The following is an 18,115-nucleotide window of genomic DNA, read 5'->3' as shown; positions in this document are numbered from 1 at the left end:
TCTCCCGCATCCCTTCCATATACCCGTCAACGATCCTTGCAACGATTCGTCACGGTTCCTTGTTCCCTGGGCCGACTTGCGAGTCTCTGACCAGCCCGGCCCCGGGCGGAGGGTCAGGACCCGTCACCGCCGTAGACGTGCGGGGCGAGCGTCCCCACGAACGGCAGGTTCCGGTACTTCTCCGCATAGTCGAGCCCGTACCCGATGACGAACTCGTTGGGGATGTCGAATCCGATGTACTTCACGTCGATGTCGGTCGTGACCGCCTCCGGCTTGCGCAGCAGCGCGCAGATCTCCAGGGAGGCGGGGTCACGCGAACGCAGGTTGCTGACCAGCCACGACAGGGTCAGGCCGGAGTCGACGATGTCCTCCACGATCAGGACGTGCCGGTCGAGGATGTCAGTGTCGAGGTCCTTGAGGATTCGCACGACGCCGGACGACTTAGTGCCCGAGCCGTAGGAGGACACCGCCATCCAGTCCATCGATGCGGGCGAGTGCAGCGCCCGCGCGAGATCCGCCATGATCATGACGGCGCCCTTGAGGACCCCGACGAGCAGCAGGTCCTTGCCGGCGTAGTCGGCGTCGATCTGCCCGGCGAGCTCCCGCACCTTGGCCTGCAGATCGTCCTCGGGGATCAGTACCTTCGCCAGGTCGGCGCCCAGGTCCTTCTCGTCCACAACCCCACCCTCATCGCTCAGTTCTCGCCCGTCCGGTGGGACGGACGCAGGACGGACACCGCCGCACGCGCCGTGTAAGCGGTGCGCACGGCAGACGCGCCGCGTGACGTTTCGCACACGCCGCGAGGTCATACCGGGCCGAACAGCAGCTTCCCATACCGCCGGAAGGCGCGTAGCCCGCCGGGCAGATCCACGTGCCGCTGACCGTGCCAGGCCGTGACCAGCCGGTCCACCGCATCGACATGGACCGCCGCGAGCGTACCCGGTGGGCTGCCGGCCCTCACCGCGGCCATCCGCAAGACCCTCGTGCGGACGGCTCTGGGCAGCTTTTCGAGCCCCTCCAAGCGGACCGCGACGCGGTAGCCGTCCTCAGGGGCCTCCAGGGTGGCGTAGGAGCGGGCCGCCAGGTCGTCCAGGGCCTCTGCGTCGTCTCGAAGCATCCTGGCCGTTCGCGCCAGCGCCTCAGCCACTCCGGGCCCGAGAGCCTTCTCCAGGGCGGGGAGGGCCTGGTGCCGCACGCGCACACGCGCGTAGGCGGGATCGACGTTGTGAGGGTCATCCCACGGTTCGAGGCCCATCGCCTCGCAGGCTCTGCGTGTGGTGGCGCGGTCGAGCCCCAGCAGGGGCCTCAGATAGCGGACGTCCTGCCGTGTGAACTCGGAGGGCATGCCCGACAGCGATCGAGCACCGGAACCACGCGCCAGCCCAAGTAGGACGGTCTCGGCTTGGTCGTCCTGGGTGTGGCCTAGGAGGACGGCTGCGGCACCCAGTCGCTGAGCGGCCCCGTCCAGCGCCTTGTAGCGGGCGTCGCGGGCGGCGTTCTCGGGCCCTCCCGGCCCATCGACGGTGACCGCGATGGATCCGGCTGGGTCGAGCCCAAGGCCAGCCATGGTCCGGACTACGGCGTCGGCCCGCGCATCCGAACCGTCCTGTAGGCCGTGGTCGATGGTGACGCCGCCTGCGGGACGTCCCGCTCTGGGCGCCTCGAAGGCGAGCGCGCCGGCGAGCGCAAGGGAGTCAGCGCCGCCACTGCACGCGACCAGCGCCGTCCTGCCTCCGGGCAGATCGGCGAGTGCCCTCCGCACCGCGAGACGTACCGACGCCACTGCCGGATCAGGCCCCATGGTGAAACGTCTACCACCCCACGAGGCCCTACAGGTCTCCCGGCTCAGGCTCCGTGGAGATTCAGGCCTCGTTGGCCGTGGGCGGCGTATCGATGGCCTTGGGGCCGACGACACGGGCGATCCACAGCGCGGGCTCCTTGATCTCGTCGTGCGTGGGGAGCGCCTCCGGGGACTCCCAGACCTGGTTGAAACCGCTCATGCCCACTTCGGCGACGACCCGCCGGACGAACCGGGACCCTTCCGCGTACTGCTTCATCTTCAGGTCGATGCCGAGCAGACGCCGGATCGTCTTGTCGAGCTTGCTGCCGCCCTCACGCCGTCCCTGGAAACGCGACCGGATGTGCTGGACGGACGGCACGACCTCCGGCCCGACCGCGTCCATCACATAGTCGCCGTGCCCTTCGACCAGGGTCATCACCGCGGTGAGCCGGTCGAGGATCTCGCGCTGCTCCGGGCTCTGGATCGCGTCGATGAGGTTGGCGTCACCGCCGCGCACCGCGTCCGCCACGGCCTCGGCCGCGTCCCGGATGCGGTCCAGCATCGCACCCGGGTCGAGGTCCGACGCGAGCAGGAACTTCGTCATCTGGTCCTGGACGTACTCCCGCAGCCAGGGAACACCGGTGAACTGGGCGCGGTGCGTCTCCTCGTGCAGGCACACCCAGAGGCGGAAGTCGCGCGCCTCGACACCCAACTCCTGCTCGACATGCACGATGTTGGGCGCCACCAGTGTCAGCCGTCCGGTAGCAGCACGCCCTGTCGGGTCCGGCGGCAGGAACAGCTCGTACTGCCCCAGGACACGGCTCGCCATGTAGGCAAGGATCGCGCCCACCTGCATACCGGTCACGCGGGAACCGACCGCCTGCACGACCACGTTCCCCGCACCGCCGAGCGCGCCGGGGCCACGCCGTTCGGTCATCTGCTCCATGAGCGGTTCGAGCACCACCCGGAAACCGTCGATGTTCGCGCGGATCCAGCCGGGCCGGTCCACGACCGTCGCCGGGTCCGGGTCGAGCTCGGAGGCCATACCGGTGAAGTCCCGCACATGTCCGTGAGCGACCTTCGACAGCTCGCGCAACTCCTTCACGACCTCACGGGCCTCGTCATAGCTGACCTGCGGCCCCGGCCTGACGAGCCGGGTTCCGGCCTGCACGGCCACGTTCCAGTCGATCATTGAGGCGCTCATGTACTCCACCGTACGTTTCGGAGACGGCGCCGAGGCGCCCCTACTAGGTCGTTCAACGAACAACCGTTCTGGTTATCTCCCGTACGATCCCGGCCACACGCGTTATCTCCCGTAGGGAACAACCCAGACGCGACCGGCAAAACGCCCCTCCCGCCCGGGGGCGGACCGTACCCCTCCACACTCCCGCCCCCCACCACCCCACGGCAGCAGAACAGGATCCTGTGGATAACCGAAGGTCAGCCGCACCCGCAGCCGGCGACGGCCGCCGCTAGCTGGTCGAGCTTCCCCGGATCGACCGATCCCTTCCCGTCCCCCGCCATGAAGGCGAACGCGAGCAGCCGGCCATCCGCGTCATAGGCAAGGCCCGCCAGCGTGCTGACACCCGCCAAAGTGCCGGTCTTGGCGCGCACCACCCCCGCACCCGCCCGGCTGGACGCACCGGTGTAGCGCGGCGGGCTCAGCGTTCCCGAGAACCCCGCAACGGGCAGACCGGTGATCACCGAGCGCAACTCCGGGTGCTTCTCGCCCGACGCGAGCGAAACGATCCTGGCCAGCGCGATCGGCGAGATCCTGTTGCGTGGCGACAGCCCGCTGCCATCGTTGACCGAAACGCCCTCCGCCGCCCCGAGCCCGGCCAGTACCTGCCGGACGCCCTGCGCCGCACCCGCGAACGTCGGCGGACGCCCCAGCTTGATGGCCACCTGCCGAGCCACCGCCTCGGCGACGTCGTTGTCGCTCTCGGTCAGCAAATGCTCCACCAGAGCGGACATCGGCGGTGACTGGACGGCACCGAGTTGCGCCGCCCCCTTCGGCGCCACCGTCCGTCGCCCTGCCTTGGCGCTGACCCCCTCCTTGGAGAGCAAACGCGCGAACTGCTTCGCCGCAGCGGCGGGCGGGTCGGAAACCCGAGTCTTCTTCGACGGATCCGAGGGCGAGACCCGTCCCTCGTCCACAGTCAGCGCGGTCACAGGGGCGACTTCACCGTCCGGTAGGTAGTTGGGCTTCCATCCAGCGGCTGTACGCGGCCCCTGATACGCGGACACGTCGTAGTCCACTCGCACCTGGCCCACACCGGCCGCCTTTAGGGCGGCAGCCGTCTGACGGGCCAGATCCAGGAGCGACGCATAGGGCGGATGCGGGGCCTCCGGCCGCGGCGGAAGGGCCGTCAAGGTAGGATCCCCGCCTCCGACCAGTACGATCCCGCTTCCGGCGCCGCGCACGATCTGAGTGGTGATCCGGTGCGCGGGTCCGACTGAGGCCAGCGCCGCCACCGACGTCGCCAGTTTCGTCGTCGAGGCGGGGGTGGCGGGCCGGTCGGACCGCAGCTCGTACAGGGGCCGCCGCGTCTCCGCGTCCACCACCACCGCGTTGATCTTCGCCTTCGGGCCGCCGATCAGCGCCGACAGCCGTCCAGCCAGGACGGACGGGTTCGGCGGACGGCCCGCACCGGGATCGGCGGCCGGGATCACGACCGACTCCGGGACGCGCACGAGGTCGCGCGGCGCCACGCTCGGCGGCTGCGGCGACAGATGCCGGTCGGGTGTGAGTTTCGCCACTGCCAGCCCGGCGGTGACGGTGAAAACGTTAAGGAGGGACAGCGACAGGATCACGAGGGCTCGGGCCCGTCCAGGCACGTGACCGCCCCTCTCCCACTCAGCACTCACCAACGTGCGACATCCTTATACGAGGGAACACCCGCCCTGTGGGGCCGGCCTCACCCACGGGCTCCCCCGAGAGACTATTCACTGCGAGCGCGCAGGGAGCGGAGGACATCTTGGATTTCGACGTCACCATTGAGATCCCGAAGGGCCAGCGGAACAAGTACGAGGTGGACCACGAGACCGGGCGCATCCGGCTCGACCGCATGCTGTTCACCTCGACGCAGTACCCGGCCGACTACGGGTTCATCGAAAACACCCTAGGGGAGGACGGCGACCCGCTGGACGCACTCGTCCTGTTGCAGGAGCCGACCTTCCCCGGGTGCCTGATCCGCTGCCGCGCGGTCGGCATGTTCCGGATGACCGACGAGGCCGGTGGTGACGACAAGGTCCTGTGCGTCCCCGCTACCGACCCCCGTATGGAGCACCTCCGCGACATCCACCACGTCGCCGAGTTCGACCGCCTGGAGATCCAGCACTTCTTCGAGGTCTACAAGGACCTGGAGCCCGGCAAGTCCGTCGAGGGCGCCAGCTGGGTGGGACGTGTCGAAGCCGAGCTGGAGATCGAGCGGTCCCGGAAGCGCGCCGCGGACCAGGGCGGCCACTGAGCGCCGCCCGGCCGCCCTGCTGACCGGCCGGGCCATGCCGGGGCCACGCCGGGATCAGGCCGGGCTGGGGCCGGGAATCGCGGACGGCGCTGATCCGCTCCCCGCCGCCCCGCGAGACGACTCGCGAAGAACCCTTCCACACGGAACGCCGTGCGGAAGGGTTCTCGTCGTCCATGCGGCCGTACGGCCATCATCATCGCGCCGCACGGTCATCCGGAGGGACGCGTGGCACCGATCAGGTCGCTCCGCTGGATCCTCGATATACGAACCCTGGAACCCGTATAGGGAGCCTCCACCATCCGGCCGTCGCCGATGTAGATGCCAACGTGATGGATGGTGCCGGGGTCGGACGGGTCCCTGGCGAAGAAGACGAGGTCGCCTGGACGCAGCGCACTGATGGGCACGTGGGGGCCGGACGTCCATTGGGTACCGGTCCAGTGGTCGAGCCGTACGCCGGCCTTGGCCCACGCGTACATGGCCAGGCCCGAGCAGTCGAAGCCGACGGTGCCCGCGCCCTGGGCGATCCCGTGGCTGGGCCCGAACGTGTTGCCTCCACCCCATGAGTACGGTGTGCCGAGCCATTTGAGCGCCGCCCGGACGGCAACCGCACCACGCGCCGCAGACGAGGTCAGTCCAGCGACGGAAGCCCCGGAGCCAGTGAGGAGAGAACGCGCCTTGCGAATTTCTGCCTTCTCCCGGGCCTTTTCCCGCGCGCGCTTGACCCGCGCCGCGCGGGCCTGCGCGCTGCCAAGGCGACGCTCCAGGCGCCGCTTTTCAGTTTCGATGCGGTGGACGGACGCCTGCTGCCTCGCCACCGCCTCCTGCGCGAGCCGCTTGGCCTCATCGGCACGTCGGGTCGCCGCTTCTTGTTCGTCCAGCGCGTCCTTCGCCTGGCGGCGGAACACGTCCGCGACGCTCTTGGACGCCTCGACCCTGCGAACCATGGCGGTTCGCCGTTTGGCGAGCATCTGGACCATGCCGGCGCGGTCCATAAAGCCCTGCGGCCCGCCATCACCGACGAGCGCCGACGAGATCTGGTCGTAGCCGGTGTTGTCCCGGTAGACCTGGGCGGCGAACGACGCCAGTTCGGCCCTGGTCTCTTCCACCCGCCGGTTCGCCTCCGCAAGGCGGCTCTGGTTGTCCCTGTAGGCCTGCTGCGAGCGCTGCAACTCCACCTGTTCGCCGTTGTAGCGCTCTATGGCGGCCTCCGCGGCGATGGCGAGCCTGTCCAGTTCGCCGTCCGCCTGCGCGAGTCTGGCCTTCGTCCGGCCGACTTCTGCCGCCCGCTCCCTTACTTGGCGTTCGCTCCGTTCAACGTCCCGCGCGCTAGGGCCGGGATCAGCGGAGGGACGTGCGGACGCGGCGGGGACCAGCAGGCTCATTCCGATCGCAAGGCCGGAGGTGAGGGCGACCAGCCGCAACGTCGTGCTCCGTGCAGGGGACGGTATCGCGCGACGGCGGCGGATGTCTGCTGCGCCAGATGCCATGAGCACGTCCTCCCCCGGGGATGCACTGCTTAGCGCAAATGATCACCTACGAAGAGTAGTTGTCTCGGGCAACGGTCAGTACTTCCGCCGCTCCTGCCGCGGTTCAACTGCCGGCGGTTTCGTCGTCGTGCGGGTGGAAGTCAGGGCCATGCGGGTGGAGGTCGGGTCATGCGGTCGAGGTCGGGCTTACGGCGGGTGAGGTGCTCACAGAAAGCCGTTCTGTCGGAGACGGTGTCGGCTCTGGGGCGTTGCTGGAGGTCGGTGATGGCATGGGAGTCGATGGCTGTGACGGAGACGGTCGTGGGTTCCCCGGCCGTTGCGTCTCGGGAGGCGCGGGCGGCGGGCTGCCCGGTCGCTGCGTACCCGGCGGCGCGGAAGGGGTTGCCGGGCCGGAGTCCGTCGGCGTGGGGGACGGGCCCGGGACTGGTGGCGCGCCCTGCCGCCAGGTCACACGCACGTGGGCGGCTCCCGGCTGGAAGGTGATGGTGCCCTCCCCGTGTGCGTCCGGCCGCCGGGAGACGTGGACGCGCACGGTGATGGCCTGTCCGGCCTGGAGACGCCCGGATGACGGCTCAACTCGTACCGCTCCCTGAGCCGTTGCCCGCCAGGCCAGCGGCCCGCCTTCCGCGCGCAGTTCCACGGAGCCGTCCGACCCTCCTGCCAAGTCCAGGAAGAGCGGTGAGACCGACAGGACACCGGTGCCGGCGGTCGGCTCTGTCGCGGACACCGGCACCGGAGGCGGGGCGGGCAAGGCGGTCGCCGGCGCGGAGGAGGCGCGCGCGCCGAGCGGGAACGTGGCGGACACGGGAGCGGCTTCCAGGGTCCCCGGCCCTGCCGGAGGCGCCTCGGACAGCCGTCCGATCTCCGGCGCCCGGGAGACGCCCGGGATCACTGTCGGACGCGGGTCGGCGGTCGTCCCCGCAGGTCTGCGGCTAGTGCCCAGGAGCCCGTACATCGAGGCGACCCCACCACCGGACAGCAGGGCCACCACCGTCAGCACCATGGCCGCCCGGACGACTTGTGCACGGATACCGGCCTCCTGCGTCGCGGGAGGGGCCTTGCGGAGGCGGCAGAACCATGAGCAGCGGCCGCCGGGACGAGCCCGCCGCCCCGGCCGAACGGCCTGGAGGGGGAAACCATCGGGCGTGAACTCCGTGACACGGGTGGCCACGAAGAGCCTGTAACCGACGAGTTCAGGGTCCAGGAAACAGCTCATCACCCGCAGCCGCAGTTCCGCCGCCGGGGGCGGATCGGGCAACAGCCCGTATACCTTCTTCGCCGACACGGACCTGGGGCGGAACGCTCCACAGACGGAACATGCCTCCGCGTGCTCCATCAGCTGCGCGCTCAGGTCCGGGGCGAGTCCACCGGACCGCTCCCGCAGCAGCATCGCACGCTCAGTACAGTCGTACGGCCCCTGGTGCGCGAGTATGACCGCGGTTAGTGCCTCCTCCAGTTCGCTGTGCGCGAGGTCCAACACCTCCTCGGCCTCTCTCAGCGACAGGCCGAAAACGGCTGCCAGGTCCGGAACGGACAGCCGGCGCCTGATCCCGAGTTCCAGGACCTCCCGGGAGAGTGGACGCAATGCCAGGACCGCGTGCCATGCCGTGATGCGCTGGTCGACGTCCTCCTGGTCATGGCTGGCGACAGGCACGTCCGGAGCCTTGGTGCGGGGCGGCAGGCGCCGTTCGCACTCCAGCCTGGCGATGGCGTAGAGCCACGACGTGAACCGGTCAGGATCGCGCAGCTTGCCGATGTGGGCCTCGGCCACGATGAACGTGTCCCGTAACGCGACCTGTGCGGTGTCACGGCACTGCAATCGGAACCAGCAGTACGCGTAGAGCCTCTGGGCATGGGCGTCGTACACCGCGGCCGTGGCGCCGGGATCGCGCTCGCGTAGCGCCTCGACCAGGAGATGGTCGTTCATACCAGAAAGGTAAGGGCTCCTGGCGGTCCTTACTGGCCATTTCAGAAGATCCAACATGGATACCGAACACCATTCTTACGCTATCCGGTTAACTCCCGTGGAGTGTCGCAATTGAGAGCTTTGAGCGTTTTGACCGACATACTGTAAGTATCGCGTGGTTGACATGACCAGGGCGTCATGTCGGTAAGCGATCAAGAGACGACGAACAGTGAAGGGATGAATTCGGCCCCTCCATTCCGGGCCGACCTATTTCATGATCAGTCGAGCTGTCGCGCCGGCCGGTCACATAGTCGACGCGGGCGACACATCTTTCGCCGCAGATTTCGGCTTCGACTTGACACTGTCACGATGACAGTGTCATCATCGAGCCATGGACGGCACCTGGACGATCGGCGAGCTGGCTGAACGCGCCGCCGCCGCCCTCGCGGCGGACGGAGCCGCGCAGGTCAGCGCCCGGGTGCGCGATGTTCCCAACGCCCGGCTGATCCGCTGGTACACCACGATCGGCCTGGTCGACCCGCCGCTCGGCCGCCGCGGCCGTACCGCCCTGTACGGGCCGCGCCACCTCCTCCAGCTGGTCGCGGTGAAACGCCGCCAGGCCGAGGGCCGATCGATCGCGGAGATCCAGCTGGAGCTCGCCGCCGCCACCGACGAAACCCTGGCCCGGATCGCCGCTCTGCCCACCGCCGGCGCGCCTCCGGCGCCACCGGCCGCAGGGAGTGTCGCCACCCGGACCGGCTCACAGGCCTCCGATGCACGCGGCCATGAAGACGCGAGCACCACCGGGGTCAGCTTCTGGGCCGCCCGGCCTGATGTGTCCTACGGCGGGGCGACCATCTCCTCCGACTACGGCAGGCCGCTCCCCTCGGTCGTCCACGGGGTTCGGCTGGCGCCCGGCCTCACCCTTCTCCTGGACGGTCCGGCCCCGAGCGACGACGACCTCGCCGCGATCGACACCGCCGCACGACCGCTGCTCGACGAGCTGCGCCGGCGCGGTCTCCTCACTCCCGCCGAAAGCCCCGCCCATCCGTCCGCAGCTCACTCCCGGAGGTCCCCGTGACCGTGCGCATCCTGCCGCTACCCGAGACCGAACCTCCGGCATCCGACGGCGGGCTCGGCGCGCTCAGCACCGACAAGGGCAACCTGCCGCTCGACTCCGTCGGCGTACACGCGACGATCACCGGCCTCGCCGCCGGGATCGAAGTCGTCCAGGGCTTCCGCAACCCGTTCGACATGCCGCTCGAGGCCACCTACATCTTCCCTCTGCCCGACCGCGCCGCCGTGACCGCACTGCGCATGGAGGCCGCGGACCGGATCATCGAAGGGACGCTGAAAGAGCGCGCCCAAGCACGACAGGACTACGACGCCGCCATCGCCGCGGGCCGGCGCGCCGCGATCGCCGAGGAAGACCGCCCGGACGTGTTCACCATGCGGGTCGGCAACATCCTGCCGGGCGAACGGGTGACCATCAGGCTGACACTCGACCAGCCGCTGCCGCACGAGTCGGCCTCCAGCGCGACGTTCCGCTTCCCGCTCGTGGTGGCCCCCCGCTACATCCCGGGCGCCCCCCTGGATGGTGAGCGCACCGGTTCTGGTGTGGCGGACGACACCGACGCCGTGCCCGACGCATCCCGGATCAGCCCGCCCGTCCTCCTCCCCGGGTTTCCCAACCCGGTTCGGCTCGCTGTCACCGCCGACATCGATCCGGCCGGGCTTCCCCTGACCGAGATCCGGTCAGCGCTCCACGTGGTGAGCGAAGAGAGCGACGGCGGCCGCACGACCGTGCGGCTGCAACCGGGAGAGAGACTCGACCGCGACTTCATTCTCCGCCTCGGCTTCGCCCCGCACGAGACCGCGGCCCTGTCCCTGGCCCCGGACGAGTCCGGGGAGGAGGGGACGTTCAACCTGACCGTGCTGCCCTCCGGCGACGCCAGGCCGAGCCCGCGCGACGTGGTTCTGGTCCTCGACCGTTCGGGAAGCATGCACGGCTGGAAAATGGTCGCCGCTCGCCGCGCCGCCGCCCGCATCGTCGACACCCTCCGCGGCGAGGACCGGTTCGCCGTCCTGTCCTTCGACAACGTGATCGAACGCCCCCGCGACCTCGGCACCGGTCTCGTGGACGGCACCGACCGCAACCGGTTCCGCGCCGTCGAGCACTTGGCGACGCTGGACGCGCGCGGCGGCACGGAGATGCTCGCCCCGCTCGACGAAGGCTGCCGCCTGCTCGCCGACTCCGCACGTGACCGGGTGCTCGTCCTCATCACCGACGGGCAGGTCGGCAACGAGGACCAGCTCCTCGCCCACTTGGAACCGCGGCTCCGGGGCGTCCGGGTCCACACCGTGGGCATCGACCAGGCCGTCAACGCCGGCTTCCTGAACCGGCTCGCCTCCATCGGCCAGGGGCGGTGCGAACTCGTCGAATCCGAGGACCGCCTCGACGAGGCGATGGAGCACATCCACCACCGGATCGCCGCACCGGTCGCGACCGGCCTCACCCTGCACGCCGACGGCTTGGAGATCGTCCAAGGCTCCGTGGCCCCGACCCGCCTGGGCGCGCTGTTCCCCGGCGTGCCCCTGGTGATCGCCGGCCGGTTCCGCGGCTCCCCGTCCGGGGCCCTCGCCGTCCGGGGCACCGCGTCCGGCGGGACGCCCTGGGAACAACGCGCCACCGGCATCGTCTCCACCGACCGCGCCGCCACGTCCATATGGGCCCGTGCCCACCTGCGCGACCTCGAAGACCGCTACACGACGGGCGGCGCCGACGGCCTCGAACAACGCATTGTCGAAACCTCGCTCCGCTTCGGCGTCCTCTGCCGCTTCACCGCGTTCGTGGCCGTGGACAGCCGAGTGGTGACGGAGGGGGAAACTCCGCACCAGGTCGTCCAGCCGGTGGAATCTCCCCGGGGTTGGGCAGCGCCCAGCGCGGTTCCAAGAGCCGCGCACGCCACGTTCTCGGCCGCACCGGCGCCGTTCGCGCCCCCACCCGCCCCCGCCGGCATGCCTGCCCCCGCAAGCGCACCCCCCGAGCACGCCGCACCGTCCTCCGGCGAACTGGCCGGTGCCCCGAGTTCGAGCCGTCCCTTCGGCACATCGGCCGGGCGAGGTCCCGCCCCGCGCCGAGCCCGGCGCGTCCCCGCCCTCACCGGCTTCCAGCAGGAACTGACCAACGTCCTCAACCGCCTCCGCCAGATCCCGGAGGACCAGCGCGTCCTCTACCTACTGGGCGAACTCGTCCCCATCCTCGACTCGATCGTCCAGCGCATGGAGGCCCAGTACCTCGACGCCACTCCCCTGGCGACCCTCCGCGACGACGTGCGCCGCCTCCAGCCCACCTCAGACCAGACCACCATCAATGACCAATGGACCCGCGTCCTCCAGGTCCTGGCCGACTTCACGGGAGAAACCCCACCCCGCCGCCCCTTCTGGAAACGCCCCACGTAACCGACAGACGGCCAAAACACCGTCGACACCCGCACCACGCTGACGCCCCAGCACCAGACAACCGCACCCCAAGCCCGGCGCGGCGAACCACTACAGCACCGTCCATCGCTCGCGCCGGGGCTCGGTGCACGAGCCACGCCCCTTCATTCGACGACAACCGGCCGCCGGAGAGGCCGCCCGCACCCCAAGCAAGAAAGAATCCGGTGGGTGGCCGACCCACCGGATCCCTTCCCGCCGCAAGGGATCCGGTGGGTCGGCCGCAGGCGGCCAGCGCCCATCGACGCCCTTCCTGGCCCCAACGGCCTTGGCGGTCCATAACCACCTGTGGGGAGCGCCCCCAGGGACGCTCCCCACAGGTGGAGGATGGTGATCAGGTGTGCTTGGGGCGGTAGCGGCGCAGCAGGGGAATCAGGTTCAGGGTCAGGCCGATGACGGCGACGGCACTGACCAGGTTGACGCCTGGGTGGAACTCGGCGAAGCCGCCGCCGGAGGCCGTCCCGCCTGCGACGAGCGCGGTCACCACGGCGAGAACCAGGGCTGCGCCGACCTGGCCCGAGGTCTGGACGAGTCCGGAGGCGAGGCCCTGCTCCGAGTCGTCAATCCCGTCCGTGGCCTGCGCCATGATCGAGCTGAACCCGAAGGCGAATCCGCCGCCCAGCAGCAACATCGTGGGCAGGATCGTGAACAGGTAATGCGGGGCGTTCCCGGCCGTGGCGAGGAACCATCCGTAGCCGAGGCTGAGGGACGTCATGGAACTGATGATCAGACGGGGGGTCCCGTACCGGTCGATCAGGCGTCCGACGAACGGGGAGCCGAATGCGACAAGGAGCCCCGCCGGCAGCAGCGCCATTGCCATCTTCAGCGGCGACCAGTGCAGGACGTCCTGCAGGTAGAGCGTCATCATGAACTGGAAGCTCAGGTACGACCCGAACAGCGCGACGATGCTCAGGTTGGCGCGCACGATGGAGGCGATCCGCAGGATGCCGAGCCGGATCAGCGGGTGCCGCACCCTGTGCTCGGTGACGACGAAGCCGGCCAGCAGGGCGATCGCGAGCGTGACGGACCCGAGGGTGACGGGGGCGAGCCAGCCGCGGTCGGGGGCGGAGACCACGGTGTAGACGGCGAGCAGCATGCCGCCGGTAAGCGTCACGGCGCCGACGATGTCGTGGCCGCCGCCGGCTGCCGGCCGGTCCCGCGGGATCAGCGCGATGCCCGCGGCGAGGGCGATGACCGCGAGCGGAACGGGCGTCAGGAACGTCCACCGCCATCCGAAGCTGGTCAGGAGGCCGCCGAGGATCAGCCCGGACGAGTAACCGCTGGCGCCGAAGACGGAGAACACCGACAGCGCGCGGTTCCGCGCGGGTCCCTCATGGAACGTGGTGGTCAGGATGGACAGCGCGGTGGGCGCCGTGAACGCGGCGGCGAGCCCCTTGACGAAACGGGTGACGATCAACAGGGTGCCGTTGTCCACAAGCCCGCCCACCAGCGATGCGGCGGCGAACACGGCGAGCGCGGTCAGGAAGACCCGGCGGCGTCCGAGCAGGTCGGCGGTGCGCCCGCCAAGCAGGAGCAGTCCGCCGTAGCCAAGGACGTAACCGTTCACGATCCACTGGAGCGACGTGGTGGAGAGGCCGAGTTCGGTGCCGATCGACGGCAGCGCGACGCCCACCATTGAGACGTCGAGCCCGTCGAGGAACATCACGGCGCACAGGACCGCAAGGATCCCCCACAACCGGGGCGTCCAGGCCTGGTCGGCCGGCGCGCGCTCGGCGTCCGGCGGACGGACGGTGAAGACAGGTGAGGTGTCGGTGATAGCCACGTCGGAGGACAGTACATGCACGTGCATCAAATGTCTACGCACTAATTTCAGAGGAATTTAATGCCGATGCATCTGATGCGCGCGCATGGTACGATCCGCGCCATGGAGGCGAAGGCTGCTCTGGTCGACCGGTGGCGCGAGCTGGCGACCTGCTACAACACCGTCGCGTGCGCTCTTGACCGGGCCCTTCAGGACGCCCACGGCCTGAGCATGAGCGAGTACGAGACGCTCGACCGCCTAGTCGATCTCGCCTGTGAGAAGAGCCGCATGCAGGAGATCGCCGCGGCGATGTACCTCAGCCAGAGCGCTCTGTCCCGCACGGTCGCTCGCCTGGAGAAGAACGGCTACGTCGCACGCGATCTCTGCAAGGACGACCGCCGCGGCGTGTTCGTCCAGATCACCGAAGTCGGCCGCCGCCGCCACGCCGAGGCCCGCGAGACCCACCTGAAGATCCTCGCCGAGAACCTGACCCCCTGATCCGATCTGATCTGCAGGGCCCGCCCGCGCACACGCGCACCTATTCCCGCTCCCCGCTCCCGCTCCGCCGAGACTTCTACGGCTACCCGTGATGCCGCATCCGAGCACACGGACTACAACGCAGAAGGGCCTTTTCGCTGGGGAACCCGCTTCCATGCCCGAACGCGCACCCACCGACGACGCCGACGCCCACTCCGTGGCCACGTCCGGCGTGAACCTGGGTCTGAGTTCCATCCGGCCTGATCTTCTGTGGCGGAGACGGCTCATCCCGTCCGCATGCAGAATCATTAACGAGCAAGCAGCGGGGACCAGCGCCCCGGCCACCTCACAGAAACACGCACAAGCACGCAGTGGGGACCGATGCGTCCTAGCCGCCATACGGGACCAGTCGCAAGCAAGCAGCGAAGATCAGCGCGTCCCCGCCGCCGGCAGAGACGCACACAAGTGCCCGGTGCAGAGCCTCGCGACCCAGACGCCATACGGGACCACTCGCAGGCAGGCAGCAGAGAACAGCGCGTCCCACCACCACACGAAACGCATAGAGGTGCGCGGTGGAGAGCGGCGGGCCCTGGCGCCATACGGGACCACTCGGGAGCAAGTAGCGGAGTACAGCGCGTCCCTGCGCCACGCTGAAATACACGCAAGTGCGCGGCGGAGAGCGGGGCGTGCTGGGCGCCGTGCGGATTGCTGGTGGGGAAGTGGCGGGGGCGTGTTCGTCCTACAGACGTGGCTGTGCGGGGAGTGCGGGACGTGGGGTGCGTGGGGCAATCTGGGCTCTAGGCGAAAGCGGTCCGTGGGCAATGGGGCCAGGGACGGAGGCACTGTGGGATGTCGCGTGATGCTGCGCCGGATGCGGGCGGCGGACGAGGACGAGTTTCTCCAGCTCGCCGAACAGAGCGCGGAATTACACGCCGGTTGGGTCAGGACCCCGACAGATGTGCTGACGTTCCGTGAGTATCTGGGCAGGTTCTCGGATCCGACGGCCGGCGAGGCGCTGCTGATAAAGCGCGCGGACACGGGTGCCATCGCAGGTCACGCCACCCTCACCGGCATCGTCCGCGGACCGTACGACCGCGCGGTCCTCGGTTTCGCCGCGTTCGCGCCGAGCGCTGGCCGGGGTTTCATGACGGAGGGCGTCGGCCTGACCGTCTTGTACGCGTTCGGCCCTCTCGGCCTGCACAGGGTCGAGGCGGACATCCAGCCGGGAAACGAACCGTCCCGCCGCCTCGTCCAGCGCCTCGGGTTCCGCCGGGAGGGCTTCTCCCCGGAGTTCATCAACATCGGCGGCGTCTGGCGCGATCACGAACGCTGGGCGATCACCACCGGCATGACGACCAGCCTGCCCCCTTGCGACCCGAACATCCTCCCCTAGAAGAGACGACCGAAAGGGCGCTGCTGATGCCGGGGCCGTCGCGCTCTGGTCGGCCCAACGGCGGAGCGACGTTCAGTGTGTTCAGGTCTTCCAACCGCATGAACAGGGCATTTTCGGACTGCTCGGCGACGTGGTCGACGTTTTCGGAGTCGACGATGTCGTAGTCCGCGCCCATCGGCCCGCCTTCCGCCATGTCGGTCGTTCGCAAAGCTGCGGGTTCGCTGGCGGCGGGGGTGCATGACGACCAGTTACGGGCCGAGCGGCGGGTTGTCGCCGCCCAACAACCGGCGGACGTGTTCGCTCGAGTCATGATCGGAGCCGCCTAGACGCTGCTGTTAGCAAGGCCGTTAGCAAAAGCCCTCCTGCGAAGATCGCAGGAGGGCTTTAAGGTGGGAGCCGCCTATCGGAATCGAACCGATGACCTATTCATTACGAGTGAATCGCTCTGCCGACTGAGCTAAGGCGGCGCGCCGTGCGGGCACGGCGGGATGAAGTCTACCGGGTCCGGCGGGGTGGGTGTGCACGGGTTTTCAGCCGCAGGTGGTCCCGTCCTTGGGCGGGTCCGTGGTGATCAGGTAGTTGTCGGTCGCCTTGGTGATGCAGGGGTTGCCCTGCAGGTAGGCGGTGTGGCCGTCGCCGTTGAAGGTGAGGAGGACGCCGCTGGAGAGCTGGTCGGCGAGGTTCTGGGCCCACTTGTAGGGCGTGGCGGGGTCGCGGATGGTTCCGATGACGACGATGGGGGCGGCACCCTTGGCGGTGATGGGTTTCGGCTCCTGCTTGGTCTGGGCGGGCCAGTAGACGCATGGGAGGCCGCCCCAGACGACGAAGGGGCCGAAGCGGGGAGCGACCTTCTTGGCTTGGTCCGCGTACTTCGCGTAAGCGGCGAGGTCCGGTGGGTTGGGTTTGTCGACGCAGTTGACGGCCATGTTGGCGTCGGTCTGGTTGCTGTAGGTGCCGTTGGGTTTGCGCTCGACCATCTCGTCCGCGAGGGCGAGGAGGATGGTGCCGTCGGAGTTCTGCATCGCCTGGGTGAGGGCCTGGCGCAGGACGGGCCAGTACTCCTTGACGTACAGCGACCTCGCTATGCCCATCACGGCCAGGGATTCGGTGACCTTGCGGGAGTCGCGGGTGTTGGTGAGCGGCTTCTTGTCCGTGGCCGAGAGGAAGGACGAGATCTTGCCGATGACCGCATCGGCCGAGTCACCGAAGGGGCAGTTGCCCGACTTGACGCAGTTGTCGGCGAACGCGCGGAGGGCGGTTTCGAAGCCCTTCGCCTGCTCGACCAGCAGTTCGGTCGAGGAGAGGGCGGGGTCGACGGCGCCGTCCAGGACGAGGGCGCGGACGTTCTTCGGGAACTGTTCCGCGTAGAAGGCGCCCAGGTAGGTGCCGTATGAGGCGCCGTAGTAGGTGAGCTTCTCGTCGCCGAGGGCGGCGCGGAGGACGTCCATGTCGCGCGCTGCGTTGACGGTGCCCACGTAGGGCAGTTCGGAGCCCGTCTTGCTCTTGCAGCGTTGGGCGAAGTCCTTGCTCTCGGCGGCGAGGGTCTGCGTCTCCTTCTGGTCGTCCGGGGACGCGTCCGTGGCGAAGAACTCGTCGAGCTGGGGTCCGGTGTTGCAGCGGACGGGGTCGCTGTCGGCAACGCCGCGCGGGTCGAAGCCGACGATGTCGAAACGGCGGCGCAGGTCGTCCCCGAAGGTCCGGGCGGCCTGCCGGACGAAGTCGACGCCGGAACCGCCGGGCCCGCCCGGGTTGGTCAGCAGTGAGCCGATGCGGTCGGACTTGTTCCCGGCCGGGAGCCGGATCGCGGAGAGGCCGACCTTCTCGCCGGCCGGTTTGGCGTAGTCCAAGGGAACCTGGACGGTCGCGCACTGGAAGCCTCCGCCGCAGTTCTTCCAGGACGGCTTCTGGCTGTAGAACGCCTCGAGCCCCGCAGGGATGCTCGATGCCGCCGTCGTCCCCTTCTTGTCGCCGTCGCCGTCGCCGTTCCCGTCGCCGCCGCTGCATCCGGTGGCCATCGCCAGTGCGAGCACGGTGGCCACACTGATGAATTTCCCTGCCCGCACCTGGACCCCGTCTCGTCATTGCGGCACGTACGACGCCGCCTACGCTACGTCGGCACGGCGCAGGAGGCCACCACCGTGCCGGGGTGTGGGGTGGAGTTGGGGCCTGTGTGGCGTGGCGCGGACCCGATCCGGCGCGCGGCGCCCCGGCGAGGCAGGCGGGCGGGCGGGCGGCCTTGATCACCGGACTGCGGACCTTCGGTGCGGGGAGACAAGCCACGCCGCGACTTTTGTCATCAGACTTCACATCAACCAATGGAACATCGTGCGATGGTGTGATGC

At 69.3% G+C, this 18,115-nt stretch carries 13 protein-coding genes and 1 tRNA gene; 5 read left to right on the top strand and 9 right to left on the bottom strand.

Annotated elements, in window-relative coordinates; translation table 11 throughout:
• Positions 1-113 precede the first annotated feature (113 nt).
• The 4 genes from hpt to dacB form a co-directional block, all read right to left on the bottom strand.
• A complete protein-coding gene (hpt, locus tag AL2_RS03525) occupies positions 114-677 on the bottom strand; it encodes a hypoxanthine phosphoribosyltransferase (protein ID WP_067629054.1) in 564 nt (187 codons plus the stop codon).
• 128 nt (positions 678-805) lie between these two features.
• Positions 806-1,801 carry a tRNA lysidine(34) synthetase TilS gene (gene tilS, locus AL2_RS03520; RefSeq protein ID WP_067629052.1) on the bottom strand — a complete coding sequence of 332 codons (996 nt, stop codon included), beginning with the start codon at positions 1,799-1,801 and terminating at the stop codon, positions 806-808.
• A 61-nt stretch (positions 1,802-1,862) separates the two neighbouring features.
• A complete protein-coding gene (locus tag AL2_RS03515) occupies positions 1,863-2,972 on the bottom strand; it encodes a zinc-dependent metalloprotease (protein WP_067629050.1) in 1,110 nt (369 codons plus the stop codon).
• 248 nt (positions 2,973-3,220) lie between these two features.
• Positions 3,221-4,594: a D-alanyl-D-alanine carboxypeptidase/D-alanyl-D-alanine endopeptidase gene (gene dacB, locus AL2_RS03510; RefSeq protein WP_067629048.1), complete on the bottom strand. Its 1,374-nt coding sequence runs from the start codon at positions 4,592-4,594 to the stop codon at positions 3,221-3,223.
• A gap of 164 nt (positions 4,595-4,758) precedes the next feature.
• Here dacB and AL2_RS03505 point away from each other — a divergent pair, with 164 nt between their 5' ends.
• Positions 4,759-5,250: an inorganic diphosphatase gene (locus tag AL2_RS03505; RefSeq protein ID WP_067629046.1), complete on the top strand. Its 492-nt coding sequence runs from the start codon at positions 4,759-4,761 to the stop codon at positions 5,248-5,250.
• A 209-nt stretch (positions 5,251-5,459) separates the two neighbouring features.
• Here AL2_RS03505 and AL2_RS03500 read toward each other — a convergent pair whose 3' ends face one another.
• Both AL2_RS03500 and AL2_RS03495 read right to left on the bottom strand, forming a co-directional pair.
• Complete coding sequence (locus AL2_RS03500; protein WP_245666294.1) at positions 5,460-6,671, bottom strand: NlpC/P60 family protein; 1,212 nt, start codon at positions 6,669-6,671, stop codon at positions 5,460-5,462.
• 232 nt (positions 6,672-6,903) lie between these two features.
• Positions 6,904-8,664, bottom strand: coding sequence for an RNA polymerase sigma factor (locus tag AL2_RS03495; RefSeq protein ID WP_067629042.1), 1,761 nt, complete (start codon positions 8,662-8,664; stop codon positions 6,904-6,906).
• Positions 8,665-9,034: 370 nt separating this feature from the next.
• Between AL2_RS03495 and AL2_RS03490 the strand changes: the two genes are divergently transcribed.
• Positions 9,035-9,724 (top strand): MerR family transcriptional regulator, encoded by a 690-nt coding sequence (locus AL2_RS03490; RefSeq protein WP_067629040.1) that lies wholly within the window; start codon positions 9,035-9,037, stop codon positions 9,722-9,724.
• Positions 9,721-12,105, top strand: coding sequence for a VIT domain-containing protein (locus AL2_RS03485; protein WP_067629038.1), 2,385 nt, complete (start codon positions 9,721-9,723; stop codon positions 12,103-12,105). The genes AL2_RS03490 and AL2_RS03485 overlap by 4 nt, the downstream gene beginning before the upstream one ends.
• Before the next feature lie 370 nt (positions 12,106-12,475).
• On the opposite strand, the gene AL2_RS03480 is transcribed toward AL2_RS03485, so the two are convergent.
• A complete protein-coding gene (locus AL2_RS03480; protein ID WP_157437990.1) occupies positions 12,476-13,951 on the bottom strand; it encodes an MFS transporter in 1,476 nt (491 codons plus the stop codon).
• Positions 13,952-14,026: 75 nt separating this feature from the next.
• Here AL2_RS03480 and AL2_RS03475 point away from each other — a divergent pair, with 75 nt between their 5' ends.
• Both AL2_RS03475 and AL2_RS03470 read left to right on the top strand, forming a co-directional pair.
• A complete protein-coding gene (locus tag AL2_RS03475; RefSeq protein WP_067630202.1) occupies positions 14,027-14,401 on the top strand; it encodes a MarR family winged helix-turn-helix transcriptional regulator in 375 nt (124 codons plus the stop codon).
• Positions 14,402-15,239: 838 nt separating this feature from the next.
• On the top strand, positions 15,240-15,773 hold the full coding sequence (locus AL2_RS03470) for a GNAT family N-acetyltransferase (protein WP_067629036.1): 534 nt from the start codon (positions 15,240-15,242) through the stop codon (positions 15,771-15,773).
• Positions 15,774-16,167: 394 nt separating this feature from the next.
• On the opposite strand, the gene AL2_RS03465 is transcribed toward AL2_RS03470, so the two are convergent.
• Positions 16,168-16,240: transfer RNA gene (locus tag AL2_RS03465), tRNA-Thr, on the bottom strand.
• Between the two features lie 63 nt (positions 16,241-16,303).
• Complete coding sequence (locus AL2_RS03460) at positions 16,304-17,812, bottom strand: alpha/beta hydrolase (RefSeq protein WP_245666290.1); 1,509 nt, start codon at positions 17,810-17,812, stop codon at positions 16,304-16,306.
• Positions 17,813-18,115 lie beyond the last annotated feature (303 nt).

It is taken from the genome of Actinomadura latina NBRC 106108, from assembly GCF_001552195.1.
Taxonomy (GTDB): domain Bacteria; phylum Actinomycetota; class Actinomycetes; order Streptosporangiales; family Streptosporangiaceae; genus Spirillospora; species Spirillospora latina.
The sequence above is the reverse complement of the archived record's forward strand: the minus strand, read 5'-3'. Positions and strand labels throughout refer to the sequence as shown.